23 protein-coding genes are annotated in these 26468 nt (G+C 74.0%); 16 read left to right on the forward strand and 7 right to left on the reverse strand.

Annotation, left to right across the window (positions count from 1 at the left end; genetic code table 11):
* Positions 1 to 61: 61 nt before the first annotated feature.
* Complete coding sequence (locus ACOTKD_RS14045) at positions 62 to 940, forward strand: LysR family transcriptional regulator (RefSeq protein WP_424889256.1); 879 nt, start codon at positions 62 to 64, stop codon at positions 938 to 940.
* A gap of 1521 nt (positions 941 to 2461) precedes the next feature.
* Here ACOTKD_RS14045 and ACOTKD_RS14050 read toward each other — a convergent pair.
* Together ACOTKD_RS14050 and ACOTKD_RS14055 are read right to left on the reverse strand one after the other, a co-directional pair.
* Positions 2462 to 3166: a YoaK family protein gene (locus ACOTKD_RS14050; RefSeq protein WP_424889257.1), complete on the reverse strand. Its 705-nt coding sequence runs from the start codon at positions 3164 to 3166 to the stop codon at positions 2462 to 2464.
* Between the two features lie 101 nt (positions 3167 to 3267).
* The gene (locus ACOTKD_RS14055; RefSeq protein ID WP_424889258.1) at positions 3268 to 4845 is read right to left on the reverse strand and encodes an MFS transporter; all 1578 of its coding nucleotides are present in this window, start codon (positions 4843 to 4845) and stop codon (positions 3268 to 3270) included.
* A gap of 117 nt (positions 4846 to 4962) precedes the next feature.
* Here ACOTKD_RS14055 and ACOTKD_RS14060 point away from each other — a divergent pair, with 117 nt between their 5' ends.
* The 8 genes from ACOTKD_RS14060 (at position 4963) to ACOTKD_RS14095 (ending at position 9614) form a co-directional block, all read left to right on the forward strand.
* Positions 4963 to 5355 carry a winged helix-turn-helix transcriptional regulator gene (locus ACOTKD_RS14060; RefSeq protein ID WP_424889259.1) on the forward strand — a complete coding sequence of 131 codons (393 nt, stop codon included), beginning with the start codon at positions 4963 to 4965 and terminating at the stop codon, positions 5353 to 5355.
* Between the two features lie 103 nt (positions 5356 to 5458).
* The gene (locus ACOTKD_RS14065) at positions 5459 to 5635 is read left to right on the forward strand and encodes a hypothetical protein (protein WP_424889260.1); all 177 of its coding nucleotides are present in this window, start codon (positions 5459 to 5461) and stop codon (positions 5633 to 5635) included.
* Positions 5596 to 6063 (forward strand): MrpF/PhaF family protein, encoded by a 468-nt coding sequence (locus ACOTKD_RS14070; protein WP_424889261.1) that lies wholly within the window; start codon positions 5596 to 5598, stop codon positions 6061 to 6063. Before ACOTKD_RS14065 ends, ACOTKD_RS14070 begins: the two co-directional genes overlap by 40 nt.
* A complete protein-coding gene (locus ACOTKD_RS14075; RefSeq protein WP_030365527.1) occupies positions 6056 to 6307 on the forward strand; it encodes a Na(+)/H(+) antiporter subunit B in 252 nt (83 codons plus the stop codon). The genes ACOTKD_RS14070 and ACOTKD_RS14075 overlap by 8 nt, the downstream gene beginning before the upstream one ends.
* The gene (mbhE, locus tag ACOTKD_RS14080) at positions 6304 to 7053 is read left to right on the forward strand and encodes a hydrogen gas-evolving membrane-bound hydrogenase subunit E (protein WP_424889262.1); all 750 of its coding nucleotides are present in this window, start codon (positions 6304 to 6306) and stop codon (positions 7051 to 7053) included. The genes ACOTKD_RS14075 and mbhE overlap by 4 nt, the downstream gene beginning before the upstream one ends.
* A complete protein-coding gene (locus ACOTKD_RS14085; protein WP_359098919.1) occupies positions 7050 to 7394 on the forward strand; it encodes a sodium:proton antiporter in 345 nt (114 codons plus the stop codon). Before mbhE ends, ACOTKD_RS14085 begins: the two co-directional genes overlap by 4 nt.
* A gap of 6 nt (positions 7395 to 7400) precedes the next feature.
* Entirely contained in the window at positions 7401 to 9194 is a 1794-nt protein-coding gene (locus ACOTKD_RS14090) for a complex I subunit 5 family protein (RefSeq protein ID WP_424889263.1), read from the forward strand.
* A 96-nt stretch (positions 9195 to 9290) separates the two neighbouring features.
* Positions 9291 to 9614, forward strand: a complete 324-nt coding sequence (locus tag ACOTKD_RS14095) for a plasmid stabilization protein (RefSeq protein ID WP_424889264.1) — start codon at positions 9291 to 9293, stop codon at positions 9612 to 9614.
* Between the two features lie 24 nt (positions 9615 to 9638).
* Here the strand turns inward: ACOTKD_RS14095 and ACOTKD_RS14100 are convergent, their stop codons facing one another.
* The 5 genes from ACOTKD_RS14100 to ACOTKD_RS14120 all read right to left on the reverse strand — a co-directional run bounded on the left by ACOTKD_RS14100 (position 9639) and on the right by ACOTKD_RS14120 (position 18131).
* A complete protein-coding gene (locus ACOTKD_RS14100; protein WP_424889265.1) occupies positions 9639 to 11195 on the reverse strand; it encodes a hypothetical protein in 1557 nt (518 codons plus the stop codon).
* 44 nt (positions 11196 to 11239) lie between these two features.
* Entirely contained in the window at positions 11240 to 13258 is a 2019-nt protein-coding gene (locus tag ACOTKD_RS14105) for a hypothetical protein (protein WP_424889266.1), read from the reverse strand.
* A 30-nt stretch (positions 13259 to 13288) separates the two neighbouring features.
* Positions 13289 to 14851 (reverse strand): amino acid permease, encoded by a 1563-nt coding sequence (locus ACOTKD_RS14110; protein ID WP_424889267.1) that lies wholly within the window; start codon positions 14849 to 14851, stop codon positions 13289 to 13291.
* Between the two features lie 144 nt (positions 14852 to 14995).
* Positions 14996 to 16861: a CASTOR/POLLUX-related putative ion channel gene (locus ACOTKD_RS14115; RefSeq protein WP_424889268.1), complete on the reverse strand. Its 1866-nt coding sequence runs from the start codon at positions 16859 to 16861 to the stop codon at positions 14996 to 14998.
* A gap of 85 nt (positions 16862 to 16946) precedes the next feature.
* Entirely contained in the window at positions 16947 to 18131 is a 1185-nt protein-coding gene (locus tag ACOTKD_RS14120; RefSeq protein ID WP_424889269.1) for a nitric oxide synthase oxygenase, read from the reverse strand.
* Between the two features lie 249 nt (positions 18132 to 18380).
* Between ACOTKD_RS14120 and ACOTKD_RS14125 the strand changes: the two genes are divergently transcribed.
* The 7 genes from ACOTKD_RS14125 (at position 18381) to ACOTKD_RS14155 (ending at position 26429) form a co-directional block, all read left to right on the forward strand.
* Positions 18381 to 18923, forward strand: a complete 543-nt coding sequence (locus ACOTKD_RS14125) for a hypothetical protein (protein WP_424889270.1) — start codon at positions 18381 to 18383, stop codon at positions 18921 to 18923.
* A gap of 89 nt (positions 18924 to 19012) precedes the next feature.
* Positions 19013 to 19870 carry a DUF4097 family beta strand repeat-containing protein gene (locus ACOTKD_RS14130; RefSeq protein ID WP_424889271.1) on the forward strand — a complete coding sequence of 286 codons (858 nt, stop codon included), beginning with the start codon at positions 19013 to 19015 and terminating at the stop codon, positions 19868 to 19870.
* 97 nt (positions 19871 to 19967) lie between these two features.
* Positions 19968 to 20462 carry a DUF6328 family protein gene (locus ACOTKD_RS14135; RefSeq protein WP_424889272.1) on the forward strand — a complete coding sequence of 165 codons (495 nt, stop codon included), beginning with the start codon at positions 19968 to 19970 and terminating at the stop codon, positions 20460 to 20462.
* Positions 20463 to 20598: 136 nt separating this feature from the next.
* Positions 20599 to 22419, forward strand: coding sequence for a thiamine pyrophosphate-requiring protein (locus ACOTKD_RS14140; RefSeq protein WP_424889273.1), 1821 nt, complete (start codon positions 20599 to 20601; stop codon positions 22417 to 22419).
* Positions 22416 to 22886, forward strand: a complete 471-nt coding sequence (locus tag ACOTKD_RS14145) for a hypothetical protein (protein ID WP_424889274.1) — start codon at positions 22416 to 22418, stop codon at positions 22884 to 22886. The genes ACOTKD_RS14140 and ACOTKD_RS14145 overlap by 4 nt, the downstream gene beginning before the upstream one ends.
* 1 nt (position 22887) lies before the next feature.
* On the forward strand, positions 22888 to 25311 hold the full coding sequence (locus ACOTKD_RS14150; protein ID WP_424889275.1) for a GMC family oxidoreductase: 2424 nt from the start codon (positions 22888 to 22890) through the stop codon (positions 25309 to 25311).
* Positions 25308 to 26429, forward strand: coding sequence for an enolase C-terminal domain-like protein (locus ACOTKD_RS14155; RefSeq protein ID WP_424889276.1), 1122 nt, complete (start codon positions 25308 to 25310; stop codon positions 26427 to 26429). The genes ACOTKD_RS14150 and ACOTKD_RS14155 overlap by 4 nt, the downstream gene beginning before the upstream one ends.
* The last annotated feature ends 39 nt before the right edge of the window (positions 26430 to 26468 follow it).

A 26468-nucleotide genomic window follows, 5' to 3' on the forward strand; every position in this document is an offset into this window, starting at 1 on the left:
TCCCCTTCGTGTTCCGTCCCCGTTGATGCGCGTTCATCCGGGGGTGTGTAAGGGGGCTTTGATGATGCGTGGGCACGTGCGTCCGTCCGTCGGGAACGCGGACGTCGACCTGTCCCAGTTCCGGTGTTTCATAGCGGTCGTCGAGGCGGGCAGCTTCACCGGTGCGGCCCGGCGCCTCCACGTGACCCAGCCCACCGTCTCCCGCGCCGTCCAGCGCCTGGAGAGCGCGCTCAACGCCCGCCTCCTGGACCGCTCCACGCGCCACCTCAGCCTCACCCCCGAGGGCAGGACGTTCCACGCGGACCTGACGGAGGCCTACGTCCACCTGAACCGGGCGATCAGCCGGCTGCACTCGTCCTCGGTCCTGCGGATCGGGTTCTGCTGGCTGCTGCCCGAGCAGTTCTCCCGGTTCGTCGCGCGGTTCGCGAAGGAGGCCGGGGTCGACTTCGAGTTCGTGCGCGACGACACCGCCACGGCCGGCCTGGACAACGGGCACACCAACGTCGCCCTGCTGCGCCGCATCCCCCGCGACCGGCCCGTCACGGCGCTCCCGCTGTGGCGGGAACCCCGGGTGGCGGCCGTCGCGCGCAGCTCGCCGCTGGCCCGGCGCGACCACCTGGACTGGGCGGAGCTCGCGGACTGGCCGCTGGTCCGCAACACGGTGAGCGGCACGACCGCCCCGGACCTCTGGCCGTCCGGCCGCCGCCCCGCGGTCGGCGCCGTCTGCAGCAATTACGACGAGTGGCTCGAAGCCGTCGCCGCGGACCAGGGCATCGGCGCCGTGCCGGAACTCGCCGCCCGGCGCACCAGCCACCCCTCGGTGGTGTACGTGCCGCTGCGCAACGCCCCGGCGGTCCAGGTGTCGCTCGCGCTGCCCTTACGGGGCGCGCACCCGCTGGCCGAGCAGCTCGCGGCCGCCGCCCGTCGGGAGTTCCGCTGAGCCGGGATCGCACCCCCGGCGCAGTGCGCGAGACGACCGTCGCGCCCGACGCCGAAGTCGACCGTGGCCAGGTACGCGTCCCCGGTGCCGGTGCCGGTCTTCGGGTCGAGGCCGGAGGTGGCGTACGACAGCAGGACGCGGGCCTGGCGCTTGGCGGGCTTGGGCTCCTGGCCGTACCCGACGGCCGTGTCCTCCTGCTGGTGGTAGAGGACGGCGGAGAGCCCGGAGACGGTCTTCCGGCCGACGACGGCGAAGCTGTCGCGACGGACGCCGGGGTGGTCGCCGATGGGCGCCTCGGACGTCACCCAGCGGGGGCCGCCGACGAGTTCGCCGTGGCGGCCGTGGTCGGTCTGGTCGTGCAGACGGGTGCCGGAGCCCTCGTCGAAGCGGTAGTACGCGACGAGGCCGGGGTCGTTGCCGATGAGGCGGACGCCCTTGTCGCGCTTGAGCTCGTCGGCGGTGCGGGCGCGGTCCCAGACGCGGACCTCGTCCAGCTCGGCGCGGGCGCCCTGGGCGAGGGCGCGGCCCAGGAGCAGGGCGCCGGTGCCGGTGGCGTCGTTGTGCGCGAAGATCTGCCAGCGCTGCTGCCCGTGGACGGCCGTGGGGACGAGCAGGGCGGTGAAGCGCCCGCCGGAGAGGTGCCGTACGAACGACAGCTCCTTGGTGGGCTCGTGGAAGGGGCGGCCCTCCATGTCCGTGGTGCCCCGGCTGTCCTTGGCCGAGTCGGGCCGCGTCCGGTGCCGGCTGCGGCGGTAACGGGCCTCCAGGACGGGCTTGAGCTCGCCGCCGACGAGCAGGAATCGGTCGCACAGCAGCGTGACGGCGACGAGGGGCACCTTGGCCCCGGCGGCGTCCTTGGCGTAGTCCGTACGGGCCGGATCGCCGGAGGAGGCGCCTCCGGCCAGCTTGTGGACGGCGTCGGGGTGCGCCGCGTCCACCGACTGGCGCAGCACCACGATGTGGGTGCCGTCGGACAGCGCGTGAAAGGGGGCGAGGGCGGTGAGCCGGGCCGTGGTGGACAGGAACGGGTCCACCTCGTCGTCGTCCAGCCGCTCCCCGGGCGCGGCCTTCACCCTGCCGCCGCGCTTGACGGCCGGCAGCGCGGTGGCGCCGACGGCCGCGAAGCCCACGTCCGCGATCTCGGACGGGAAATGGAGCGGAAGGGGGTTCTCCGACCAGTAGGCGGCGTCGAGCTCGCCCTTGCTCTCGTCGTGCCGCGCCAGAGCGAGGACGGTGTAGACGAGGCGCCGCTGGTCGTCCATGGCCAGGGCCACCGTGGTGCCCTGGTGCCGCACGGTGGTGGTGTGAACGTACGCGCGGTCGGAGTAGACCTTCGGTAATTGCTGCTCGCCGGACAAGGCGGCTCCTCGTAAATGATGTGCGGGAGGCGCGAGAACCCTCGCTGACCTGCGGGGCTCTCTCTGCGAACGCGGCGATCACACACCATTTACCGGCGCGGGACACGCGTCAAGGAGCCGTTTGCGTCAGCGGCCGGAACCCGACGATCCACGGGTGACCCGGTCACCGGCCCCCGCCCCGTACGGGCGCTGCGGCGGCCGTGAACAGGACCAGCACGAGCGCCGGGGCCAGTGCCGGTGCCACGCCCTCGCGCAGGAAGAGCGCGCCTCCGCACAGGGCGCCGGTGAACATGGCCGTCAGGGAGGCCAGGCGGCGTACCGTCGCCGGCCCGGGGGCGTCGGCGGCGAGGCCGGTCAGGGTGCGCGTGAGCACGGTGGTCGTCAGGTCCGGGACGGCGAGCGCGCGGACGGCCGCGTTCTGCAGCCCCATTCCGCAGCCGAGGAGCGCGATGAGGGCCGTCTGCGCCGCGGCCGTCCGGTGCCCGGCCGTCAGGGCGACCGCCAGGGCGGCCGCGACGAGCCCCGCGTGGACGGCCGTGAGGGCGGCGAACAGCCTCGCCCGGTGCGGCACGCGCCGGCCGAGCCTGCCGGCTGCCCAGGCCCCGGCCGAGAAGGCGCCGAGGGCGAGCAGGGAGGCGCGGACGGACGGTTCCCCGCCGCCCGCCAGGGAGAACCCCAGGAAGACGACGTTGCCGGTCATGTTGGCCACGAAGACGTGGTGCAGGCCGAGGAAGCTGACCGCGTCCACGATGCCCGTGGCCAGCGTCAGCACGACGAGCACGGCCGGCAGGGCGCCGTGCGCGTTCGTGCCGTCCGGGAAGAGCCGGTCGGCGGCGCGTTGCAGAACGCGTTCCAGAACCTGTCGCATCCGGTCTCCTCAGCGGCCGCGAGCCGCCGCGGCGCTCGCCGGCGCCCACCCTGACGGGGCCCTACCAGCGGAGCGTACGCGCCGGCGGCGGCCGCGCCGGGCTAGCCGGTGCCGCCGCGGCGCGGACGCAGCATCAGCGCCACCAGGACGGCGGTGAGCGCGAGGCCCGCGGCCGCGACCGCGGCGACCGCGGCGAAGCCCTGGTCATAGGCCCGCCGCGCGGCGTCCATCACCGTGCGGGCCGCGGACGCGCCGAGCTCGTCGCTCACGTCCGCGGCACCGCCGAACGACTGCTCCACGGCGGCGCGGCGGCCGGAGGACAGGCCGGGGAACGCGGGCAGGGCCTCGCGGTAGACCGCCGTGAGCACCGTCCCCAGCACGGCCACCCCCAGGCCGGCGCCGAGCTCGAAGGACGTCTCCTGGATCGCGGCCGCCTCGCCGGCGCGCTCCGGACGGGCCGCGGCCATGAGGGAGTCGGCGCCCAGCGTCATGACCACGCCCGCCCCGTACCCGGCCACCAGCATCGGACCGGCCAGCGAGCCGTACCGCCCCGTGTCCCCGGCCACGGCCAGGACCGCGAGCGCGGCCGCGAAGGCGGCGAGCGACCCCGCGAGGGGCCGGCGGCCGCCCCACCGAGCCGACAGCCACGGGGCTGTCGCCGCCCCGGCCGCGTTGGCCGCGGCCAGCGGCATCAGCGCGAGCCCCGCCCGCAGCGGGGAGAAGCCGCCGGTCTGCTGCAGCCACTGCGTGAGGAAGAACAGCAGGGCGACGTAGCCGCCGAAACAGGTCATCACGCAGACCGTGGCCGTCGAGAACCGGCGGTCGGCGAACAGGGAGACGTCCAGGAGGGGTTCGGCGAGCCGCCGCTGCCGCCGGACGAACACGGCGAGGAGGAGCGCACCGCCGAGCCCGGCGCAGAGCACCGGAAGGTCCGTGCCCAGGTGCTCGCCCGCCCTCTTGAGCGCATAGACGACCCCGCCGAGACCGGCGATGGACAGGGCGACGCCGGGCAGGTCCCGGCGCCGCGGCACGGGGTTCCTCGACTCGGGGATCACCCGCGCCCCGGCGGCCAGCATCACGAGCACGACCGGCACGTTGACGAGGAAGACGGCGCCCCAGCCCCAGCGCTCCGTCACCAGGCCGCCCAGCAGCGGCCCGACCGTCGCGCCGGCGCTGTGCGCGGCGGTCCAGACGCCGACGGCGACGCTGCGCTCGCGGTCGTCGGTGAAGACGACCCGGATGACGGCCACGGTCGACGCCATGATCATGGCCGCGCCGGCGCCCAGGACGGCCCGAGCGGCGATCAGCTGCCCGGCCGACGCGGAGAACGCGGCGGCCGCCGACGCCAGCCCGAACACCGCGAAACCGCCGAGTACCATCCGCTTGCGGCCGATGCGGTCGCCCAGTGTCCCGCACGTGACCAGCAGGGAAGCCAGGGTCAGGGAGTAGACGTCGACGATCCAGAGCAACTGCGCACCACCCGGGCGGAGTTCCCGGCTCATGCTCGGCACCGCGACGTGCAGGACGGTCAGGTCGATGCCGCACAGCAGCAGGCCGGCGCACAGCACCGCCAGGACCGCCCAGCGGTTCCCCCGCGTGACAGGCGGCTTCTCCGAGGCGGGCGTTGCGCGGACCGGCGTCTCGCTCTTCGGCGTCCCGGCGGACATCCCAGCAGGCATACCTGCACTATGGGTGGCTACCGACGGCACGGACAAGTACGGTCAGAAAAGTGCCGTAGTACCACTCTGTATACCGGCTCCGGATCCGTACGCCGGCTCCGGACACCGACCTTGGGGGTGAACTCCGTGCGGGACGGCAAGGAGCAGCAGACGCCGGATTACTGCGCGATCGAGACCGCCATGGAAGTCCTCGGCGGCCGCTGGAAACTCGCCATCCTCAAACAATTGCTGGGCGGCACCCTGCGGTTCGGCGAGCTGCGGCGCGCCCTCCCGCGGATCACCCAGCGGATGCTCACCCGCCAGCTCCGCGAGATGGAAGCGGACGGGCTGCTCACCCGCACCGTGTACCGCGAGGTGCCGCCACGCGTCGAATACGCGCTCACCGAGGCCGGCCGGAGCCTGGACGCCATCGCGGACCAGCTCGATGCGTGGGGGCGCTGGTACCGCGACACGTACCGGGCGGCGGACGGCGCGGGGGAGGACGGCCCGGAGGTCGCAATATCTTCATAAAACAGGGGTACACGCCCCGCGACACGCGCCCGGCCGGTCCGCCGGATCGCCGGGCCCGCAGGCCGATACTGGGGCATTCCCGCGAGCGGCGGAGGTGGAGCGGATGACGCGCGGCATCGTAGGGGCCGTGGCGGAGGTCCTCGCGTGGTGGGCCGGGCTCACCGCGGTGTGGACCGTCCTGATCAGCCAGGCCGACACGCTGGAGCTCGCCGCCGGAGCGGGCGCGGCCCTGCTCGCGGCGTGGGCAGCCCGTGGTGCCCGCCGGGCCGCGGCCCGGTGAACTGGTGGCTGGCCGCAGCCTGCGCGCTCGTCGCCGGCGGTCTGGGGCCCTGCCTGTGGGGCGCGGCGCGCGGGGCGGCCGGGCGGCGGGTTGTCGCCCAGAACATGGCGACGCTCCTGTTGTGCCTGGTCTTCCTCCTGCTGGCCCAGGGCTACGGACGCCCGTCCTACGTCGACCTCGCCCTGGTCATCGCCGTGCTCGGGCCCGCCGGCACGCTGGTCTTCACCCGTCTCCTGGGCGACGAGATGGAGGCGCGGCCGCCCGGGACGCGCCTGCTGACGCCCGCCGTCCTGATCGGCGCGCCCGCGACCGTCGTGCCCATGTGCGTCGCCACCGGCCCCGGCCGCGCGACGATCAAACTGATCTTCATCGGCGTGCTCCTGATCGCCGGAGGCACCGTCACCTCGCGGGCGGTGCGCCGTGGATGACGCGCTCGTCGTCGCCGTCCTGGTGCTCGTGGCGGCCGCGGCCACGGCGGCCGTGCTGCAGCGCGACCCGGCCCGGCAGGCGATCGTGCTCTCGCTGCTCGGCCTCGCGCTCGCCGTGCTCTTCACCGTCCTGCAGGCGCCGGACGTGGGTCTCGCGCAGCTCGCCGTGGGCTCGGCCGTGACCCCGCTGATGATCCTGCTGACGGTCCGCAAGGTGCGGCAGCGCAAGGGGCGTCCGAAGTGACGCGGCGCGTACGGCTGTGGGTGCTGGCCGCCGGGCTGCTCGCCACGGCCGCGCTGTACGCGGCCGCCTGCACGCGGCTGCCGGGCTTCGGCGGCTCCTGGCACCCCTACGGTGACCGGGCGGTGCGCGCCGCGCTGCAGCAGCGGACCGCGAACACCGTCTCCTCGGTCAACTTCGACCTGCGCGCCTTCGACACCCTCGGCGAGGAGACCGTCCTGTTCGCCAGCGTTCTCGGAACCGTCGTGCTGCTGCGCCGGACCCGCGACGAGAAGCGCGTGGCGCCGGAGCCGGTCCGCGTGCCGGCCGCGCTGCGCCGCTACGGCCGCCTCATGCTGCCCGTCACCCTGCTCATCGGGCTCTACGTGATCGCGCACGGCCAGCTCAGCCCGGGCGGCGGCTTCCAGGGCGGCGTGGTCGCCGCCACCTCCCTGCACCTGCTGTACATCGCCGTCGACTACCCGGCCCTGGAGCGCTTCCGGCCGCTGGGGCTGTACGAACTGGCCGACGGCGCCGGCGAGGCGGCCTACGTGCTGCTCGGCGCGGCCGGGCTGCTCGCCGGCTCGGCCTACCTGGCCAACGTCCTTCCCCTGGGCACGTTCAACACCCTCGCCTCGGGCGGGACGGTGCCGCTGCTGAACGCCGCCGTCGGGATCGAGGTCACCTCGGCCGTCGTCGTCCTGCTGGCGCACTTCCTCGCCCAGGCGCTGGAGATCGAGGGCGAGCGGGAGGAGGACCGCGGCGCATGAGCCTGCTGCCTTACCTGATCGCCGGGTGGATCTTCCTCGCCGGCGTTCACGGCATCGCCACCAGCCGCAACCTGATCCACGCCGTCGGCTGCCTGGCCGTCACCCAGTCCTCCACGTACGTGCTCCTGCTGTCCGTCGGCTACCGGAAGGGCGCCACCGCCCCCGTCTTCTCCGACGCGCCGACGAGCGCGACCGTCGTCGACCCCGTCGTCCAGGCGCTCGCCCTCACCGACGTGGTCGTGGGCGCCACCGTCACTGCCCTGCTGCTCGCCCTCGTCGTCCAGACGGCCAAACGGCACGGCACCATCGACCCGGACGAGCTGTCCGGGCTGAAGGGCTGAGCCGCGGTGGGCCGGCTGCTCCCGCTGATCGTCGTGGTGCCGCTGCTGGGTGCGGCCCTGCTCGTGGCGGGCGGCCGCCACGTGCCCCGACCGGTGGCGGAGGCCGTCGCGGGGCTGGCCGCGGCGGCCTCCGCCGGGCTCGCCGCCGTCGCCCTCACCCGCCCGCCCGCGGTCTCCTGGCTCGGGGCCTGGGGGCCGCGGGACGGCCACAGCGTCGGGATCGTGCTGGTCGGCGACCGGATCGGGCTGGGCATGGCCGCGCTCACCTCGCTGCTCGTCGTCGCCGTGCTCGCCTACTCCTGGCACTACTTCGACGAGCCGCCGCACGGCCACGGCGGCGCCTTCCCCGCCCTGGTCCTGCTCTTCCAGGCGGGCATGTGCGGCTTCGCGCTGACCGGGGACCTCTTCGACGCGTTCGTGTTCTTCGAGCTCATGGGCGTCGTCGGCTACGCCCTGACCGGCTACCGCGTCGAGGAGGCCCGCCCCGTGCAGGGCGCGCTGGTCTTCGGCTTCGTCAACTCCCTCGGCGGCTACGCGGGCCTGCTCGGCATCGGCCTGCTGTACGCCCGCACCGGCGAGCTCGGCATGGCGCAGGCGGGCCGGGCCCTGGACGGGGAGGCCGGCGCGGCCGGGCGCGGCGGGGACGCCCTGGTCGTCGCCGCGTTCGTGCTGATCCTGACCGCGCTGCTGGTCAAGGCCGCGGCCGTGCCCTTCCACTTCTGGCTGCCCGACGCGCACGCGGTGGCGCCGACGCCGGTGTGCATGCTGCTGTCCGGCGTGATGGTGGAGATGGGCGGCTACGGCGCCGCGCGCGTCTACACGACGGTCTTCGCCGGGCCGGGCGGCGTCCCGGCCGCCGGGGCCCGGCGCACGCTCCTGGTGCTGGGGGTGGCGAGCGCGCTCGCGGGTGCGCTGATGTGCTGGCAGCAGCGGCACGTCAAACGGCTGCTGGCCTTCTCCACGGTGGCGCACACCGGCCTGTTCCTCACCGGGATCGCCCTCCTGACGCCGCACGGCGTCGCCGGCACGGCGCTGTACGTCCTCGGGCACGCCGGGGCGAAGGCCGCCCTCTTCGCCTGCACCGGCATCCTCCTGGACCGGCACGGCAGCGTCGACGAGTGCGAGCTGCACGGCAAGGGCCGCGACACGGCGGGCACGGGCCTGCTCTTCGCCGCCGGCGGGCTGGCGCTCGCCGGGCTGCCGCCGTTCGGCACGAGCCTGGGCAAGGCGCTCGTGGAGGAGCAGTCCCCCTGGTTGCCGGCGCTGTTCGTGCTCGTCTCGGCGGTGACCGGCGGAGCGGTGCTGCGGGTCGCCGCGCGTGTCTTCCTGGGTGCGGGGCAGGCGGGGCGTGCGGACGATGCGGGTCCGCAGACCGCGGGCGGGGAGGAGGAGCCCGAGACCGGCCGCCGCGTCCGCCGCCCGCCCGTCCCGATGGTGACGGTGGCGGCGCTGCTGCTGGCCGGGGCGCTGGCCGTGGGCACGGTGCCCGGGCTCACCGGCGCGGTCACCGCCGCCGCGGAGGCCTTCACCGACCACGCCGGCTACGCGGCGGCGGTCCTCGACGGCCACCCCGCCGCGCGGCCGGCAGGGACGTACGACTGGTGGACGTGGGCCGGCGCCGGTCTGGGCCTGCTGTCGGCCGGGCTCGCCGTCGCGCTCGCCGCCCTGTCCGTGGGCCGCAGGTCACGGGCCGTGCCCGGGAGCGCGCCGCTGCGCCGGCTGCAGTCCGGGCACGTCGGCGACTACGTGGCCTGGACGGTGGCCGGCATCGGGCTGGTCTCGCTGCTGGCCCTGTGGTGACCGGGGCCGGCCCCGGTCCCGGTCCCGCACGGTTGCGGTGCCGTGGCACCGCGGGCAGGGTGAAAAACGTAAACAATCATCCTAAGGATGGACATCATGCCTCGAGGTTCCAGTCCCAAGCGTGAACGGCAGTACGAACACATCAAGGAGAGCGCCCAAGACCGCGGCGAGAGCACCAAGCGCGCGAAGGAGATCGCCGCGCGCACCGTCAACAAGGAGCGCGCCCGCTCCGGGGAGTCGAAGACGGCGAGCAAATCCTCGACCCAGGACATGTCCTCCTCCCGGCGGGGCGGTCAGCGCTCCCACAGCGGCTCCGGGGGCCCGACGTACGACCAGCTGTACGCCGAGGCCCAGCGCCGCAACCTCCACGGCCGGTCGCACATGAACAAGGCCGAGCTGAAGCGGAAGCTCGGGCACTGACCCCGGCCGCTTCCGGGGCCGGGGCTACGACGTCCTGTACAGCGGCCCGGGATCCGCGGAGCCGTCCGGCACCTGGATGATGGGCACCGGTTTGTTGTGCGGCCAGCCGCCGGAGGCGTCGTCGAAGCTGAGGTCCCCGCTGGCGGCGGGGACCACGGCGGCGTCGTGGAGGTTGGTCAGCTGGTTGAAGACGTCCTGCACGCCCGGCGTCTCCCGGCCGGTCTGCCCGGTGACCATGCGCAGCGCCCACACCGCGGTCAGCACGGCGTCGTGGTGCATGACGGCGTAGCCGTCGGAGAGCTCCTTGTCGGGGAACTTCAGGTCGCGGAAGCTCTGCAGGAAGGGCTTGAATCCGCTCGGCGCCCCGTTCGACTTGATCCACTGCTCGGTGTCGGTCGCCGACGCCTCCAGGATGGTGATCCTGCTGTCCTTGAGCAGTCCCATCACGTCGTTCGCTTGCTGCACGGCGCCCTGTGAGCCCACGACGATCGTGATGGGCTTGTCGTGCCCGCACTGGTTGCGCGAGGACAGCGACCGTACGAGGTCGGCGAGGTCGCGGCCGCGGCCCGCCCAGAAGACGAGCTCCGACTTGGTCAGGCAGATGTTGTTGAAGGCGTTGAAGAACAGGCTGGGCATGCCCTCGGTGCGCGGGCCGGTGGTGCCCACGAAGGAGACGCGGCGCTTGTCGATGTAGTCGGCGAAGACCTCGTCGTACGCCTGGCGCATGGTCCGGACGAAGTTGTCGTCCCGGCTGTCGAAGACGAGGTAGCCGCGGCGCTGTTCGGCGGGCAGCCGGTCCAGCCTCCGGCGCAGTGCCTTGGCGTAGTCGGTGTTGGACGGCGAGACCTTGAACAGGCGCTCGGAGTTGACGTTGGTCGCGGTGAGGACGGCGCCTATCGCCGGGATCTTGCGCTTGGCGAGCTCGTCGGCGGCGGCTTGCGTCTCGGGCACGCTGACGCCCATGCCGGCGACGGCGACGAGCGGGTGCTCGCCGCCGGTCATGCCGGCCAGCTGCTCGACGACCGGCCGCCAGTGGACCTGGTTCCTGCCCTCGCTGGCGAGGACCAGCTGGATCTGGGGCGTCCGCCCGTGGATGCCGGTGGCGTTCACGGCGGAGAGCCCGGGGCAGGCGTTGGCGCGGCACTGCGCGGTGTAGGCCCCTTCGAGGCTGCTCCTGATCTCCTCGATGGGCAGCACGCTGCTGTCGCTCGCGGTCACCGGGGTGAGGAGGGCCACCTTGACGTAGGGGACGGGCGTCCGGCCGGCGGCGGGCTTCTCCCACTGGTCGCGCACCCGCCGGTTCTCGGCGGCGATCTTCTCGGTGACGTCCTTCAGCCGGGGGTCGAAGGCGTACGCGGTCTCGTTCATGACGCCGATGCACTCGCGGTCGCCGCCGGAGCCGGCCAGGACGAGGCCCGGGACGTCCTCGGCGCAGCGGTCCTCCCCGTCGTCGCCCCCGCCCAGCAGCCAGAAGCCGCCTCCGGCGAGGAGGGCCAGGACGAGGACGAGTGCGGCGATCCCCTGCCGGCCCTTCCACCAGGGCGGCAGCTCGTCGAGTGGGCGGGGACGGTTCAGGGGCATGGTGCGGGCTCCTTGCCGGAGGGCGGTCGCGCGCTGCGGCGCGGTCAGACGTACTTCGCGGCCTCGTGCCTGAGCCCCACCCTGCGCGGGTCGGAGTGCATGGCCAGGCTCTGGAACATCGAGCTGATCGTGTCGTTGAGTTCGGGCCGGGCGGCGGGCATCCGGTTGCGCGGGTCGCCCGCCAGCCACAGGGCGGTCACCAGCATGGTGAGGGGCCTGCGGTCGGGTGCGGCGAAGGAGGCGGGGGCCAGCTCCTCCGCGAGCCGGTCCACGCGCAGGGTGGCCGTCTGCTCGGGCAGGACCGGGGTGCGCAGGGGCGCGGCCGTGACGGCGTAGAGCTCGTACAGCCAGGCGTCGGTGCCGGGCAGGTCCGCCAGGCTGCGGGCGAGGTGGCCGACGACGTCGTCGAGCCGGCCGCGGGCGAGCGCGTGGTAGAGGACGTCGAGGGGGTGGCCGTGGCGCGCGTGCCAGTCCTGCAGCAGCTCGTGGACCGCGTCCCAGCGGGAGCTGCTGCGGGCCAGCTCCTGCAGGAGCAGCAGACGCAGCCACGGGTGCAGGACGGGGTGCGCGGACAGCGGGTGCGGGTGGGCGTCCTGCAGGTATCCGGAGCCGCGGCCGCCGCGCGCGCCGGCGTCCTGGGGGACGGCGGGGGTCAGCCAGAGCCGGTTGCCGGTCTCGCGGGCCAGGCTGTTGCGGGTACGCAGGGAGAAGGCGTCCAGCAGGTCGGTGTCGCAGGCGGTGTCGAACTCGCGGGCGGCGGAGCACTCGACGAGGGCGGTGCGCTGCTCCTCGCTCAGGTCTTCCAGGAGGTCGTTCAGGACGGCCCGGCCGAGCGGGCCGGGGTCGGGCCCGGCGTCGTCGCCGGTGGGCGGCACGGGCAGGGAGAGGATGCCGCGCAGCAGTTCCTGGGCGTCGCCCCGGCCGGGGATGTGCGCCGCCGCCTCCAGGAGCCGGTGGGCGCTCCAGGCGTGCCCGCGGGTGAGCCGGTGCACCAGCGGGGGCGCCTCGGGCAGGCGGTCGGCGAGGCCGGCGCCGAGCTGGGAGACCTCGCCCGCGGTCAGGTCGCGCAGCTGGACGCAGTACCACCGCCAGGAGGAGTCGGGCGGCGGGTCGGGCACGGACTGCTCCCAGTCGGCGTACGAGGCCTGCTCGGGCGTGCGGATCCACACCCCGGCCGGTCCGGGGGCGAAGGGGCCGGGGACCTTGCCGGCGTCGGAGGCGGTGGCGACGGCGAGCAGCGGGTCGGGGGCGCCGTTCGCCTCGCGCAGCTGCACGAGCAGGTCCAGGAAGCCGCGGCCGCCCGGGGCGTCGACGTTGTCGAGGAGGACCACGCAGTTGCGGTCGCGGCGCCGGCGCGCGAACTCGCCGCGCAGGTCGGCGAGGAAGGCCTCGCACAGCCGCCGGTCGACGGCGGCCCGGTCGGCGTCGGTGCCGCTCTTGCTCAGCTGGTTGAGGGCGACGAGCTCGTGCAGCGGCGTGTGCGGGCCGGCGTACCAGGAGAAGCCGGTGCGCCGGGCGATCCCGAGCGGCATGCGGGGCGGGCGGCGGATCAGCCCGGCCAGCAGGCCGATGCCGGGGATCTGCAGGAGGTTGAGGTCCTGCAGGAGGCCCGCGACCTCGGCGGCCCGGTCGGCCGCCACGGTGTGCTCGTGGGCGTCGTGGAGGGCGCGGCGCAGCTGCTGACCGGCCCGGCGGGAGTCGTGGGCGTCGAGCGAGAGGCCGGGGTCGACGACGAGCAGGCCCAGGGTGAGGCGGGGGAAGAGCAGGGCGGGCTGGCGGGCGAAGCGGTGGGAGAGCCCGTAGGCGAGGCGGCCCGCCACCTCGTGCGGGCGGCGCGGCCCCGCGGACGCGAAGTCGTAGAGCGCGTGGGGGCGGTGCGAGCCGAGGAAGCCGAGCCATTCGAGCGCCGTGGTGCGCCCGCTGCCGCGGGTCCCGACGAGGACCACCACGGGCAGCCCGCGCCCTCCCGCCGCCGCGCGCCCGTCCTGCACCTGAGTGCGGCATTCCTGGAACAGCGCCTCGATGCCCTCGGTTCCCAAGGGCCGTCTCACAGGCTCCGGCACGTCGCTCAGCCCCCCTCGGGCCGGCGTGTGTCACCGCCGACCGGTCAGAAAATGCTGCCACGCGGGTGCCGTTCGCGGGAGCCGTTCGGCGGCAACTGACGGGCGGGCATGCGGAAGCGGGGCCCCCCCGGGAGGGGGGGCCCGGCCGGGGCCGCGGTGGGGGGGGGTGTTTGCGGGGTCGTCGGCGGGGGCCGCCACCAGGGGCGTGCGGGCCGCGCGCCGGCGTGCGAGGGGGTAGCCGGCGCCGAGCAGCGCGAACCAGATGGCGATCACGTAGAGGGCGATGCGGGTCTCGGACTCCCAGGCGATCAGCAGGGTCACGAAGGCGAAGGCCGCGAGCGCGAGCCAGTTCGTGTACGGGGCCCCCGGCATCCGGTACGTGGACTTCCGTGCCAGGCCCACGGCCACGGCCCGGCGGTACTTCAGGTGCGTCACGAGGATGATGCTCCACACGGTGATCGCGCCGCCGGTGGAGACCGCCGTGATGTACGCGAACGCGTGCTCCGGGTCGATGGCGTTGATCAGCACGCCGAGGGCCATGACCAGGGCCGAGACGACGACCGCGGTGGCGGGCACGCCGCGCTTGCTGAGCCGTCCGAGGGCCTCGGGCCCGTGGCCGCTGCGCCCGGCGGTGCGCAGCATGCGGGCCGTGGCGTACAGGCCGCCGGCGTTGCAGGAGGACAGCGCCGAGGTGAGGACGACGAAGTTGACGATGCCGGCCGCGGCGGGGATGCCGATCTTGGTGAAGGCGGCGACGAACGGGCTCGTGCCGGGGTGGAACTCCTGCCAGCTGACGACGGACAGGATGACGAAGAGGGCGCCGAGGTAGAACAGGCCGAAGCGCAGCGGCAGGCTGTTGATGGCCCGCGGGATGTTCTTCTCCGGGTCCTTGGTCTCGCCCGCGGTGACGCCGACGAGCTCGACGCCGAGGTAGGCGAAGAGCACGATCTGCAGGGTCATCAGGGAGTTCCACACGCCGTGCGGGGCGACGCCGCCGTCGGCCCAGAGGTGGCTGACGGACGCGGTGTCGCCGGCGTCCCCGAAGCCGATGATGAGGACGCCCAGGCCGATGAGGATCATGCCGACGATGGCCGTGACCTTGATGATCGCGAACCAGAACTCCAGCTCGCCGAAGATCTTCACCGAGATGAGGTTGGCGCAGGCGAGCACCACCAGGGAGATCAGTGCGGTCTTCCACTGGTCGAAGCCGGGGTACCAGTAGTTGACGTACTGTCCGGCGGCGGTGATCTCGGCCATGCCGGTGGTCACCCACATGATCCAGTACGTCCAGGCGGTCGCGTACCCCCAGAACGGGCCGAGGAACCGGTGCGCGTAGTCGGCGAAGCTCCCCGAGACGGGGTGGTGGGTGAGCAACTCGCCCAGGGCCCGCATGACGAGGAAGAGCACGGCGCCGGCGGCGGCGTACCAGATGATGAGGCTGGGGCCGGCCTGGGATATGGCGGTGCCCGCGCCGAGGAAGAGGCCGGTGCCGATGGTGCCGCCGATGGCGATCATCTGCATCTGCCGGGAGCCCAGGCTCCGTTTGTACCCCTCGGTGCCGGTGCCCGGGTCCCCCGTGGTTGGCGAGCTCACTGTTGTCGGGTCCTCTCTCTTGCCGTTCCTGTGGTGTTTCCTGTGGTGTCAGTACAAGATCCCTCAGGAGAGCGCGCGTGGCCAGAAGATTGCCGTCACCGCACGGCGCGTGTCCCCGCCCGTCACTGCCCGGCCCCCCGCCCGTCACTGCTCGGCGAGCACGACCACGTGGTCCCGGTCGCCGAGGGCGAGGGCCGCGGCCCGGGGCGGGTTGAGGAAGACGCCGTAGAACGGGGGCCTGTCGCTGAGCGCGCCGAGCCGGTAGCCGATGGCGGTCTCGCCGCACTGCCGGGCCGCCTCGACGACGGTCGCGAAGTTGGCCTCCGCGCCCGGCCGCAGGTAGCGGGCGGCGGGCTTGAGGTAGATCTCGGAGCCGGCGGGGTCGAAGAGGTCGGACAGCACCTCGTACAGGTCCGGGTTCTCGGCGAGCTGGGTGAGCAGCAGGCAGACGAGCTTGGTGCTGACGATGAAGTCGTCGGCCTTGGTGACCTGGGCGATCTCGCGGTTGCAGTCGTCGTTCATCTCCGTGACGATCGAGTACGGGTCGCCGAGCCGGACTTCGATGTCGCGCAGGTGGAGCAGGGTGACCAGGGTGCGGTCGTCGGCGAGGTCGGGCGGCACCGTCTCGTCCGAGAGGACGACGATGTGCTGGTAGCCGCCCAGGCCGAGGGACTCCAGCGAGCGCCGGCTGGTGGGGCTGCAGGACCGGTGGCCCACGGTGAGGTTCGCCCGGGGGACGGTCAGTGTGTGCGCGGGCCGGCGCGGAGCGGCGATGTCGAGGACGGATCCCGGGCGGACGAGCTGGTCCAGCAGGTTGACGATCTTCGGTCCGCGGGAGTTCCAGCCGATGAGCAGCGTCCGGTCCGGGACGGGCGGCGGCCCGGGCCGGCAGGCGACGGCCGCGCGCACGACGGGGACGGTGGTGTCGGCGAGGCGGATGAGCAGGTCGTCCTCGGCGACGACGACCATGCTGTCCCCGTCCTGGATCACCGTGTCCATCGGCGGGTTGACGAGCACCCGGCCGCCGGCCCGGCGCACGCCGATGGGAACGCCGAGCTCGTACCAGTGCAGGGCCTCGCCGTACGTCATGCCCGTCAGGGAGGGCTCGGGCCGCAGGTAGATCTCGTTGCCGACGAAGCTGAGGAGCTCGTCGCAGACCGCCGAGAGGCCGGTCTGACGGTGCGACTGGGCGACGAGCCGCACGGCGAAGTCCTCGGCGTCGACGACCAGGCCGGCCTCCCCCGCGGCCAGGCGGGCCACCGAGAGGTTGCCGGAGTCCTGCACGGCCGCGACGACGTGGGGGCGGCGGCCGGGCCAGGTCCGGTTGTTGAGCAGCAGCAGCGTCTTGATGACGCCGGTGTCGCCGTCGGCCCCGCCCGGCGGCAGCACCATGACCGACCTGGCGGTGTCCGGGCTCACGAGTTCGAGGTCCGCCCGCTTGAGGGGGTTGCCGGACCGGCAGATGACGTGCGTGCGGCCGGTGTCGGGGACCCGCATGCGGATCTGCTCCTCCATGCCCACCTTGTCGCGGTCGGCGAGGATCACCACGCACGAGCGGCGCTTGCTCTGATTGGCCTCCACCAGCTCGTCGACCACCGTGAAGACCTGCTCGGACCAGCCCAGGATGATCGTGTGCCCGTGCTCGACCAGGCGCGAGCGGCCCTTGCGGAGCTGCTGGAGGCGGGTGTCCAGGCCGGTGGTCAGGACACCGATGAGCGCGCTGACGATGAAGATGCCGCCGACGGTCGCCGTCAGCATCAGCCCCAGGAAGACCGGTCCGCCGGTGTCGCCGCCCATGGTGCCCGGGTCGAGGGTGCGCAGCATGCTCATCCAGGCCACGCCCGGCCAGCCGCCGTTGGCCTCGGTCTCCTCGTCGGTGCTCAGCACCACCAGGACGGTGGTGGAGGTGATCAGCAGGAGGGAGGCGAGGGCGAGCCAGCCGATGAGGGCGGGGGTCCCGCGGTCCATGGTGGCGTCGAACCAGTACCGCAGCCGATGCCTCAGCGTCACGCGCACGCTTCCCGCTCCCCCCTGTGCCTGCTCCGGATCATTCCAGGCGGGGCGGCCTCCGGAGGCCGAACGGGTGGTTGGCCCGTCACCCGGCACCCGTGCGCGACGCCCACCCGGCCGGCTGCCCCGCCTCTCCGTACTCCGGGCCGCCGGGCCGGTGTTCCTCCGCCGCCACGCCCTGGGCGCGCAGGCGGGCGCCGTCGTCCAGGTGGAAGTCCGGGCGGGGGCGGTGGTCGTCGTAGTAGCGGTGGTAGACGGGGGTGAGGCCGCCGGACATGGGCGGGACGATCCACGACCAGTCGGCGGGGCAGGCCCGGCCCGCGGTCTCCTCCCTGGCCACGTGGCGCAGGAAGCGCGCCGACTCGGTGTGGTGGTCGGCGATCGTGACGCCCGCGGCGTCGAAGGAGTGCAGGACCGCGCGGTTGACCTCGACGAGGGCCTGGTCGCGCCACAGGGTGCGCGCGCTGGAGGTGTCGAGGCCGAGCCTGCGGCCGACCTCCGGCAGGATGTCGTAGCGGTCGGAGTCGCAGAGGTTGCGCACGCCTATCTCCGTGCCCATGTACCAGCCGTTGAAGGGGGCCGCGGAGTACGAGATGCCGCCGATGCGCAGCCGCATGTGGGAGATGGCGGGGACGGCGTGCCAGCGCAGGCCGAGGTCCGCGAACCAGGGCAGTGCGGGGTGGCTGAGCGGGACTTCGAGGACGACCTCCGGCGGGACGCCGAACCACTGCAGGCCGTGCTCCCGGGTCTGGATGACCAGGGGCAGGACGTCGAACGGGCCGCCCGCGCCCTCCCAGCCCAGCTTGGTCGCGAGCTCCGTCAGGCCGAACCCCCTGGGGTCGCCGGTGCAGCCGCCTTCGAAGCGCAGGTACCCGGCGTAGCGGATGAGCTGCTCGTTCCAGATGAGGACGGGCGCGCCCTCGGCGTCGTCCTGCGGGAAGACGGTGACGACGGGCCTGAGGCGGCCGCCGTTCGTGGCCGCGCGCAAGTGGGCGAAGCACTCCGCGGCGACGTCCGCGGGGCCGGTCACGTGTCTGCGGTCGCGCACGCGCAGGCTCTGCCAGTACAGCCGGCCGATGCAGCGCGCGGAGTTGCGCCAGGCGACCTTGGCGCCGAAGGCGAGCTCCTCGGGGGTGTGGCGGTAGCTGCCGGTCTCCGCTATCTCCCGGCGTATCGCGGCGAGCCGTGCGCGGAGCGCGTCGTCGCCCGTTCCGGACTCGTCGGCGAACTGCCGTACGAACCGCTCCGCTTCCCCCTGGTCGGTCGTCATCAGCCCCCACCTTGCGCCGGCCGTCACCGCCTCGCGCGGGGCGGCCGGAATGACTCAGAAGACCTTCGGACTGCGCGCCGGGACATCGTATGCGGCGGCACAGCGGCGGCCAAGGAGTTCCGGCGATACGGCGGGCAGGGGCTTGCGCGCGGCCCGTGCCCGGCCTGCGCGCGCGGCCCGGTGTGGCCCGGCGGGCAAGGCGGGCCCGGAAATTTGCTCGTGGCGCCACGGCGCTGCGAGGATGGCGCCATGGAACTGATGCGGTATGTCGACAATCTGCGGCAGGAGCTCCTCGTCGCGGCCGAGGCGGGAGACGCGGAAGCACGCGAGCTCGCCGAGCGGCTCGTCACACCGCTCTCCTCCGCCGTCCGGCTCGTCCTGCTCGACGCCCTGTCGGCCGCCGCGGACGAGATCACCCGTGAGCTGGCGCCCGGCTCGGTGGAGGTGCGCCTGCGGGGGCTCGACCCCAGCTTCGTCGTCACTCCTCCCCCCGCCGAGCACGGCCCCGGCGGCGCCGGGGACGACTTCGCGCACGCCGGCGCCGTTCCGCCACCGCTGCCCGCCGCGCCCCTGCCGCCGGCAGGCGCCGAGGACGGCGCCACGTCGCGCATCAACTTCCGGCCCCCCGAGCACCTGAAGGCACGGATCGAGGAGGCCGCGGGCCGGGAGGGGCTGTCGGTCAACGCCTGGCTGGTCCGGTCGGTGTCCGCGATGCTCGACGACGACCGCGCCCGCCGCCCCGAACGGCGCGCCCCGCGCGGCGGCCAGCACTACACCGGCTGGGTCATCTGACCGTCCCCGGCGCCGGACGCCCGGCACCGCAGCAGCACCACGCATCCGGCCGGCGGGCACGGCCGGCCGGTTCACCTGGAGGGGCAGTCATGCCTGCTTTCGAGACGTCGTTCGAGACGCCGCAGCCGATCTCCGTCTCCGTCGACCTGGCGATCGGCGACGTCCGCCTCGACGCCGGCGACCGCACCGACACGGCCGTCGAGGTGCGCCCGAGCGACCCGCGGAGCGAGGTGGACACGAAGGCCGCCGAGGACACACGGGTCGAGTTCGCCGCGGGCCGGCTGCTCGTCAAGGGCCCCAAGCCACGCGTCTTCGGCAGGTCCGGGTCCGTCGACGTGACGATCGGCCTGCCGGCGGGCTCGGACGTCGAGGGCACCGGGCAGCTGGCGGCCTTCCACTGCTACGGCCGGCTGGGCGAGTGCCGGATCAAGACGTCGGCGGGTGACATCCGGTTGGAGGAGACCGGCCGCGCCACCCTCACCACCTCGCTGGGCGACATCACCGCGGACCGGATGGACGGCACGGCAGCCGTCACCACCGGATCCGGCGCGGTACGGATCGGCGCCCTGGCCGGCTCGGCGGTGATCAAGAACGCCAACGGCGAGACCCGGGTGGGCGAGGCCACCGGGGAGCTGAGGGTCCGCTCGGCCAACGGCACCGTCACCGTCGGCAAGGCCCACGCCGCGCTGGAGGCCAAGACGGCCTCGGGCGACATCCGGATCGGCGAGATCGTCCGCGGCGAGATCGTCCTGGGCACGTCGAGCGGCCGCATCGAGATCGGCATCGCCGAGGGCACGGCGGCGCGACTCGACGTACGGACCAAGGCCGGCAGTGTCCTCAACTCCTTGACGGCGTCCGACGGCCCGGGCGGAGCCGCCGAGACGGCCGAGGTCTACGCCATCACCTCGGCCGGCGACATCACGGTCCGCCGCGCCGGCGCCGTCTGAGCCGGGCGCCGAAGCGTCCCCTGCCCCTGCTCCCGCAGAGGTGCATGTCCGCTCCGAGCAGGGGTACCCCGGTCAGGAGTCGATGCGGAGGACCGGCATGGCGGCGAGCGGAGCGCAGGGCGGTGGCGGCCGTCACGAGACGCCCGAGGAGCGGGCGGACCGGCGCTGGGGCGAGCTGCTGCAGGAGGTGCGCGTCACCCAGACGGGCGTGCAGATCCTCTTCGGTTTCCTGCTGACCGTGGTCTTCACCCCGCGCTTCGCCACGCTCGGCAGCACCGACCGCACCATCTACGTGGTGACCGTGCTGCTGGGCGCGGCCACCACCGGCGCCCTGATCGGACCGGTCTCCTTCCACCGGATCGTCAGCGGTCGCCGCATCAAGCCGCAGACGGTCGCGTGGGCCGCCCGGCTGACGCTGGCCGGGGTCGTCCTGCTGCTGTGCACCGTCACCTCGGCGCTGCTGCTGATCCTGCGCGTCGCGCTGCACAACGCCGCCGTCCCCTGGCTGGTGGCGGGCATCGTGGCGTGGCTCGTGCTGTGCTGGTTCGGGCTGCCCGGCTGGGCCCTGCGCCGGTACCGGCCGAAGGACTGACCCCGCACATCCGCACGAGGGATTCGGCGTGCCCCGCGTTTCCCGCGCCCGGGACCGGTCACCCGTACCACTGTGGCGAGGAGCGCGCAGCTTCGCCGCGAGCCGACCGCGACGCCCCTGCGAGAGGGAGACCCCCATGTCCACCAAGGTGTCCGACCACCTCCTGGAGCGCCTGCGCGAGTGGGGCGTCGACCGGGTGTTCGCCTACGCGGGTGACGGCATCAACGGCCTGCTGGCCGCGTGGGGCCGGGCGGACGACAACCCGCGGTTCATCCAGTCGCGGCACGAGGAGATGTCCGCCTTCGAAGCCGTGGGCTACGCGAAGTTCTCCGGCCGGGTGGGCGTGTGCGCGGCGACGTCCGGGCCGGGCGCGATCCACCTGCTCAACGGGCTCTACGACGCCAAGCTCGACCACGTGCCGGTGGTGGCGATCGTCGGGCAGACCAACCGCAGCGCGATGGGCGGCTCGTACCAGCAGGAGGTCGACCTGCTGAGCCTGTTCAAGGACGTCGCCTCCGACTTCTGCGAGATGGTGACCGTCCCCGAGCAGCTGCCGAACGTCCTCGACCGGGCCATGCGCACCGCGTACACGCGCCGCACCGTCACCGCGCTGATCATCCCCGCCGACGTGCAGGAGCTCGACTACGCGCCGCCGCGGCACGCGTTCAAGATGGTCCCCTCCAGCCTCGGCGTGGCCCCCTACGCGCCCGTGCCCGCGGACACCGAGATCACCCGGGCCGCGGAGCTGATCAACGCGGGGGAGCGGGTGGCGGTTCTCGTCGGGCAGGGCGCCCGCGGAGCCCGCGCCGAGGTCGAGCGGCTCGCCGACGTCCTCGGCGCCGGGGTGGCCAAGGCGCTGCTGGGCAAGGACGCGCTCCCCGACGACCTGCCGTACGTGACCGGGGCCATCGGCCTGCTGGGCACCCGGCCCTCGTACGAGCTGATGCGCGACTGCGACACGCTCGTCGTCGTCGGCTCCAGCTTCCCGTACACCCAGTTCCTGCCGGAGTTCGGGCAGGCGCGGGCGGTGCAGATCGACATCGACCCCTTCATGGTGGGCCTGCGCTACCCCTTCGAGATCAACCTCGTGGGCGACGCGCGGGAGACCCTCACGCGGCTCCTGCCGCAGCTGAAGCCCAAGGAGCACGGCGACTGGCGGGCCGGCATCGAGAAGAACACGGCCCGCTGGTGGGAGGTGATGGAGCGGCGCGCCGCGGTCTCCGCCGACCCCGTCAACCCCGAGTACGTCTTCCACGCCCTGGACCCGCTGCTGCCCGAGAACGCGATGCTGACCGCCGACTCCGGTTCGGCCGCCAACTGGTACGCGCGCCACCTGCGGATGCGCGGCACCATGCGCGGCTCGCTGTCGGGCACGCTGGCGACGATGGGACCCGGCGTGCCCTACGCCATCGGCGCCAAGTTCGCCCACCCCGACCGGCCGGCCGTCGCGCTCGTGGGCGACGGGGCGATGCAGATGAACGGCATGGCCGAGCTCATCACCGCCGCCAAGTACCACAAGGAGTGGCAGGACCCGCGGCTGGTGGTGGCCGTGCTCAACAACCAGGACCTCAACCAGGTCACGTGGGAGATGCGCGCCATGGAGGGAGCCCCGCAGTTCCTGCCCTCGCAGGCGATCCCCGACGTGCCCTACGCCGACTTCGCCCGCTCCATCGGGCTCGACGGCGTGCGCGTGGAGGAGCCGGACGGCGTCGTCGCCGCCTGGCAGCGGGCCCTCGCCGCCGACCGGCCCTTCGTCATCGACTTCCGCACCGACCCGGCTGTGCCGCCTATCCCGCCGCACGCGACCCTCGACCAGATCGAGGCCGCGGCCGCCGCGGTCCTCAAGGGCGACAGCGACCGCGCCGCCGTCGTCCGGCAGGGCCTCAAGGCGAAGCTGCAGGACATGCTGCCCGGCGGCCACAAGCGCCGCGGGCACAGGGAGGGTGACGGCGGATGAGCCCGCTGCCGCGCCGCGGGGGACGGGCCCGGCCGGCGCCCTACGTCCTGGACCGCATGGTGCGCAACGTCCGCCACGGCAGGTTCGAGCGCACGCTGTCCCTGCTGACCGCGGCGGGCTCCCTCGTCACCGCGGCGGAGATCTACCTGGAGCACGACCGCGCCAGCTTCGGCAACCGCGTCATGTGGTGGCCCGTGCTGCTCGGGCCCGTCGGCGCTGCCGCGGGCGTGGCCGGGTTCGCCAGCGAGCGGATGGCCAAGACCGCCCTGCCGATGGCCTCGGCTGCCATCGCCGCGAACGGCCTGCAGGGCACGTACCTGCACGTCCGCGGCATCGCCCAGAAGCCCGGCGGCTGGGCGATGGCCCGCTGCAACATCGAGCTGGGGCCGCCGCTGTTCGCGCCGCTCCTGGTGACGATGGTCGGCGGCATGGGCCTGCTGGCCGCCCTGCTGCGCAGGGAGCGGTGACATGACGACGCCCGGGCGGCACAACCCCCGGTTCGCGGGGTACGACGTGCTCGCCCGGGCCGGCACGTGGGACGCGGCGACCTCCGGCGTCGTCCTCTCGCGCACCGCCGTCCAGCCCGGCCTGAGGTTCTTCGCCCTGGACGAGGAGGCCGTGGCCCGCCCGCTCTTCGACCACCTCCTCGCGCAGTGGGACGAACCCCGGGTGCCGGTCCTGCAGATGGTCGACGCCCGCCTCGCCGAGATGCAGACCGACGGCTGGCGGTTCGCCGACATGCCCGAGGACGACGAGGCGTGGCGGCGCTCGCTCGCCGGCCTCGACGACGACGCCCGCGCCCTGCACGGCGCCCCCTTCGGCGGCCTCGCGCGCGAACGGCAGGCAGCGCTCGTCCAGGCCGTGCGCGACACCGGCTCCGCACGCTGGCACGGCATGCCGGCCGGCCACGTGTGGGGCCTGTGGACGCGCTACACCGCGACGGCCTACTACTCCCACCCGTGGGCCTGGAACGAGATCGGTTTCGGGGGGCCGGCGTACCCGCGGGGATACGTGAGGCTGGGCCTGGGCCAACGGGAGCCGTGGGAGGTCCGGGACCAGCACCCGGTGGACCCGGTAACGGATTCCGAGCAGGTTGCGGGCAGGCGTCCCGCAGGGCGGGACGGGTGGGCACAACCGGACCACCGGGCCGCACCCGCAGAGACCACCCGCCGGGGTCCCGTGGCAGCAGCCCGCGCCGCGGCCGGCACCCTGCGGCTCACCACAGCACCCACCGGCCGCATCCGCGACCGCAACGCCTCCGCCTGGCTCCTGCCCCGCAGCGACCGGCGTTTCGACCGCGCCCTCGTCGAGGGCATGCGCCGCCACGAGGACGACGACGAGGTGGACCTCGTCGTCATCGGCTGCGGCGCCGGCGGTGCCACCCTCACCCAGCGCATGGCCCGCCACGGCTGGTCCGTGGTCTGCCTGGAGGCGGGCCCGTTCTGGAACCCGGACACCGACTGGGTCAGCGACGAGGCCGGCTCGCACCACCTGTACTGGACGGAGCCGCGCGTCGTCTCCGGCACCGACCCGGTCCCGCTGGGCGCCAACAACTCCGGTCGCGGCGTGGGCGGTTCGACCACGCACTTCGCCGGCTACGCGCCCCGCTTCCACCCCTCCGACTTCACCACGCTCACGGAGGACGGGGTGGGCGCCGACTGGCCGCTGCGCTACGCGGACCTGCGCGCCTCCTACGCGCGGATCGAGCAGGAGCTGCCGGTCGCCGGGCAGTACTGGCCCTGGGGCGACCCGCACCCGTACCCGCACGCGCCGCACCCCGTCGGCGGCAACGGCGAGGTGTTCCTGCGCGGCGCCGCCGCCCTGGGCATCGGGGCGCGCGTGGGCCCGGTCGCCATCACCAACGGCCGCTTCGGCAACCGCCCGCACTGCGTCTACCGCGGCTTCTGCCTCCAGGGCTGCAAGGTCAACGCCAAGGCGTCCACCCTCATCACGCACGTGCCCGACGCGCTGGCCCACGGCGCGGAGATCCGCGCCGACTGCATGGTGACGGGCATCGAGCTCGACGCGCGGGGCCGCCTGGCCACCGGCGTCCGGTACCTGCGCGAGGGCCGGGAACGCTTCCAGCGCGCCCGGGCGGTCGCCGTCGCCGGCTACTCCCTGGAGACGCCCCGGCTGCTGCTGAACTCCGCGTGCCGCCGCTTCCCCGACGGGCTGTGCAACGACTTCGACCTCGTCGGACGGTACGTCATGGTGCAGGGCGCGCCGCAGACCTCCGGCCGGTTCACCGAGGAGGTCCGGGCGTACAAGGCGCCGCCCCCGGAAGTGTCCTCGGAGGACTTCTACGAGACCGACCCGGCCAAGCCGTACAAGCGCGGCTTCTCCCTGCAGACGGTCTCCCCGCTGCCCATCGTCTGGGCGGAGCACGTGTCGGCTCAGGGCCACTGGGGCGAGGACCTGCGCACGTACATGCGCGACTTCGTGCACTGGGCGACGCTGGGCGCGCTGTGCGAACTGCTGCCCCTGCCGGACAACCGCGTCACCCTGTCGCAGGAGAAGGACCGCTACGGCCTGCCCGTCGCCCACTTCTCGTACAGCCAGTGCGACAACGACCGCATGCTCATCCGCGCCGCGCGGACCGTCATGGAGGACGTCCTGCGCGCGGCCGGCGCCACCGAGGTGATCACGATCAACCGGTACGCGCACCTCGTCGGCGGCTGCCGGATGGCCGCGGGACCCGAGAGCGGCGTCGTGGACGCCGACCTGCGCACCTTCGCCGTGCCCAACCTGCTGGTCACCGACGGCAGCGTGCTGCCCACCCAGGGCAGCGCCAACCCGGCCCTGACCATCATGGCGCTCGTCGACCGCGCCGCCGCCCGGCTGGCGGCCGGGGCGCGCAGCGGTCTGCGCGCGCCCGCGGGAGCCCCGCGGTGAGCGGCCCGGGCCCGGACGGCCCGGTCGTCGAGGGCGTGACGGCGGCCGTCTACACGGTCCCCACCGACGCGCCCGAGGCGGACGGCACCCTGACCTGGAACTCCACGACCCTCGTGCTCGCCTCGGTGCACTCCGGCGACACCACCGGGACCGGCTGGACCTACGGCTCCCCGGCCACCGCCGACGTGATCACCGGTCAGCTCGCGGACGTCGTCGCCGGCCGCCGCGCCCTCGACGTGCCGGCGGCCAACGAGGCGATGAGCCGCGCCGTGCGCAACACCGGCCGGCCGGGCCTCGTCGCCGGCGCCCTCTCGGCCGTCGACATCGCCCTGTGGGACCTCAAGGCCCGGCTGCTCGGCCTGCCGCTCGTACGGCTGCTCGGCGCGTGCCGCACGGACGTGCCCGTCTACGGCAGCGGCGGCTTCACCACCTACGACGACGCGCACCAGGACCGCCAGCTGCGGCACTGGACCGAGGAGCTCGGCATCCCCCGCGTCAAGATCAAGATCGGGGAGTCCCGGGGCACTGCGGAGGACCGGGACCGCTACCGCGTCGCCCACGCCCGCCGCAGCGTCGGCGACCGTACGGAGCTCTACGTCGACGCCAACGGCGCCTACACCGGCAAGCAGGCCGCACGGCTGGCCCGGCACCTCGACGCCCACGGCGTCGTCTGGTTCGAGGAACCCGTCTCCTCCGACGACCTCACCGGCCTGGCACGGCTGCGCGACACGGTCCTGCCCGACGTCGCCGCGGGCGAGTACGGCTACACCCTGTCCTACTTCGGCCGCATGCTGCAGGCCGGCGCCGTCGACTGCCTCCAGGCCGACGCCACCCGCTGCGGGGGCATCACCGTCTGGCTGCGCGCCGCCGCCCTCGCCGAGGCGGCCGGCATCCAGATCTCCGCGCACTGCGCCCCGCACGTCCACGCCCACGCGGCGGCCGCCGTGCCCAACCTGCGCCACCTGGAGTGGTTCCACGACCACACCAGGATCGAGTCGCTGTTCTTCGCCGGAGCCCTCGACCCGGGCGGCGGATCCGTACGCCCGGGCGCGGAGGGCACACCCGGCCACGGACTCGTGCTGCTCGCCGCCCGCGCCGAGCCGTACCGGGTCCGCTGACCGCACCGGCGACCGCACCGGTCACCGCCTCCCCAGGAC

Origin of the sequence: Streptomyces sp. XH2, assembly GCF_049725035.1 — a bacterium.
Lineage (GTDB): Bacteria > Actinomycetota > Actinomycetes > Streptomycetales > Streptomycetaceae > Streptomyces > Streptomyces roseoverticillatus.